Here is a 2816-nt window from a genome sequence, read left to right on the forward strand (position 1 = left end):
GGAAGTCGGCTCGGCCGACTTCCTGCGCGGTGTTGTGATGCTGCTCGCTTCCCTCTTCCCCGGGGCCCCTCCCCCCTCCCCCCACCCCACCCCACCCCACCGCCCACCACCCACCGCCCACCGCACCCACAACCCACCCACCCACCTCGTACCCCGAGCGGTGGTGCCCCGTCCTCTCTGCCGGTCCGTGCCCGTGCCCGGTCTGTGCCCGTGCCCGGTCTGTGCCCGTGCCCGGTCTGTGCCCGTGCCCGTGCCCGTGCCGTGCCATGGCCTGTGCCTTGCCCGGGGCAGGGCACAGGCCATGGGAGGCCTCGCACCCGCCCGTGGGGCTTGTCGGCCCCGGCCGGGGGTCCGTCGGGACGGCGGGCCCACCCCGGCCGTCGGCTCGTACGGCCGGGTGGGTGCCCGTGGTCCCGTGGGGAGGCCGGAGGCTGCCGAGCCGTGCAGCCGCCGGGCCTGCTCCCGTCAGACTCGTTCTTCTTCTCCTCCTCCGTTCCTCACCCCGGGGGCAGCGGCTGCCAGCAGGCGCCCCCATCCGGGTGCCCCCCCCGCCCCACGCGCCGTGGCAAGCCGGCCCCCGCCGACACCACCCACCCCGCCGCCCCCCCGGGGCGCCCCCCCCCTCCTCATTTTTACTTATCCCCCCCCCCCGGCCCCCCCCGGGGGCGCGGGGGGCGCCCGCGCCCCCCCCAGTCCGGGTGCCCGCGCAGCCGCAGGCGCCGTGGCATGCCGTCCCCGGCCGAGACCTCGCACCAGCCGTCCACGCTCGGTGGGCGCCCGCCGTCCAGGAACACCTGGATGTGCAGGGCCGCCAGGCCGGCGACCGCCGTCGCGAGCGCCGTGTCGCAGGCCGGGGTACGGGCCCGGCCGGGCCCTCCGTCGGCCAGCTGGGCCAGGACCCTCGGCCAGGCGGCGTCCTCGTCCTCCCGCCGCAGCACCAGGCAGTGCCCGCAGGCCGACATCCCGGGGATCACCAGTGGCCCGATGACGCCGAACTCCTCGACCACGCCCACGTAGAGGTGAGGCACCCCGGCCCGCAGCAGCAGCCGGGCCTCGTACGTCCCGCCCGCGAAGGCGGCACTGCCGTCCCGGGGCGCGAGGACCACGAAGTCCGGTGGCGGGTCCCCGGGCCGGCGGCGGGGCACGGGCGCCGGTGGCCGCCCCGCCGCGCGCTGCACGGCCTCCCGGGCCGCCGTCGAGCGCAGCCGGCCGACGTCCCCGGGCGGCAGCCCGGCGGGGGAGCAGTCGCCGGGTTTCACCCGGCCGGTGTCCGCGACCGTGACCGTGCCGGTGCCGCCCGCCGCGAGCACCGCCGCCACGGCGGCGCCGACCCGGCCCGCGCCGCGCACCTCGATCCGCGCGTCGGCCCGGCGGCCCAGGACCGCCGGTGCGGCGCCTGGCCCGGAGTGGACCAGGGAGAGCGAGGCGAGGTCCGGTTCGAGCAGGTCCCGCTGCTGCGCGGGGAAGCGGGCCAGCGCGCGGCGGCCGGCCTCCGCGTCGTCCAGCAGGCCGGTCTCCTCCAGGCCGGTGAGCAGGGTGTCGGCCGGTTCGCGGCCGAGCCCGATGCGTTCTCCCTCGTTCAGGAGCTCCGGTCGGTCGCGCGTCCCGTCGAGCAGCGCGAGGAAGTCGCAGAGGGTCTTGTCGGCGTTGCCGAGCACCCCGGCGAACCGGGTGACGGTGCCGAACTGCAGGGTCTCCGAGTCCCGCCAGCTGCGGGACAGCGCGGGCTTGAGGGCGAGGCGCACGACGATCTTCCTTCCGATCGTTTCCGGACGGCTGACCGCAGCTTGCCCCATCACGCCGATGTCGTGCGCAGAGTTATCCACAGGTCTGTGCTTATGATCACCCCATCCGTTCGCACGCCCTGTGGATAACTGGCCATCCTCCCCGATGTCGCTTTCCGGACACCCCCCGTCGACTTTTCGTTCCCGATCGCTCCATGAAAGATTCCGGCCATGGCAGCGGACTTCTGTCCGTGGTACCGGGTAACGTCGTGTGCCATGGCAGCCGAGCGGGACTCCCATCCACCGGCGTCGCGTCGGCGTGCCCCCGCAGCGTCCGGGTCGCAGGTCGCGGCGCCGAACACGCGCGGGCGCCCGGACCAGCGGCAGCAGCCGAGGCCGGCCCCGTCGCAGCCGCCGCCCGCCGGTGCCACGGCCCCCGAGGCGCACGACCGCAGCCGGGTCGAGGTGCGCCGCAGCGCCCGCCGCAGCCGTACCGTCTCCGCCTACCGCGAGGGCGACCGCACCATCGTGCTGATCCCGGCCCGGATGTCGCACGCCGAGGAGCAGCGCTGGGTCGCGCAGATGCTGGAGAAGCTCGCCGCCCAGGAGTCCCGGCGGATCCCCGGGGACGAGGCCCTGATGGCCCGGGCCCGCGAGCTGTCGGCCTCCTACCTGGACGACCGCGCCCGGCCCAGCCAGGTCCGCTGGGTCACCAACCAGAATTCCCGCTGGGGCTCCTGCACCCCCAGCGAGGGGACGATCCGCCTCTCCCACCGTCTTCAGGGCATGCCGGAGTACGTGCTGGACTACGTGCTGCTGCACGAGCTGGCGCACCTGCTGGTGCCGGACCACGGCCCGGCGTTCTGGGCGCTGCTGGAGGCCTACCCGCGGACCGAGCGGGCCCGCGGCTACCTGGAGGGCGTGGTCTCCGCGGCCCGGCTGCCGCACATCCCCGGCGCCCGGCACGCCGCTCCGGGGCCGACCGGGCCCGATCAGGCAGCCTCCTGCGACTGACGCCGCGGTGATGTGGGAGCCACGGGCCGGCCGGTCCGACCGTAGGAACGACGGAAGGGGGCGCGGGCCACATCGGCC

General features: G+C 76.2%; 2 protein-coding genes. One reads left to right on the forward strand and one right to left on the reverse strand.

The window, feature by feature from the left end:
* Positions 1-632 precede the first annotated feature (632 nt).
* Positions 633-1745 carry a ThiF family adenylyltransferase gene (locus tag ACFRQN_RS40420; protein ID WP_380745631.1) on the reverse strand — a complete coding sequence of 371 codons (1113 nt, stop codon included), beginning with the start codon at positions 1743-1745 and terminating at the stop codon, positions 633-635.
* Positions 1746-2000: 255 nt separating this feature from the next.
* Here ACFRQN_RS40420 and ACFRQN_RS40425 point away from each other — a divergent pair, with 255 nt between their 5' ends.
* Complete coding sequence (locus ACFRQN_RS40425; RefSeq protein WP_079271877.1) at positions 2001-2738, forward strand: M48 family metallopeptidase; 738 nt, start codon at positions 2001-2003, stop codon at positions 2736-2738.
* Positions 2739-2816: the final 78 nt, after the last annotated feature.

Origin of the sequence: Kitasatospora sp. NPDC056800, from assembly GCF_042789775.1 — a bacterium.
GTDB lineage: Bacteria > Actinomycetota > Actinomycetes > Streptomycetales > Streptomycetaceae > Kitasatospora.

Bases quoted from the DNA above. Each gene is read 5' to 3' on its own strand.
- ACFRQN_RS40425 (WP_079271877.1), top strand. From the start codon at position 2,001: ATGGCAGCCGAGCGGGACTCCCATCCACCGGCGTCGCGTCGGCGTGCC.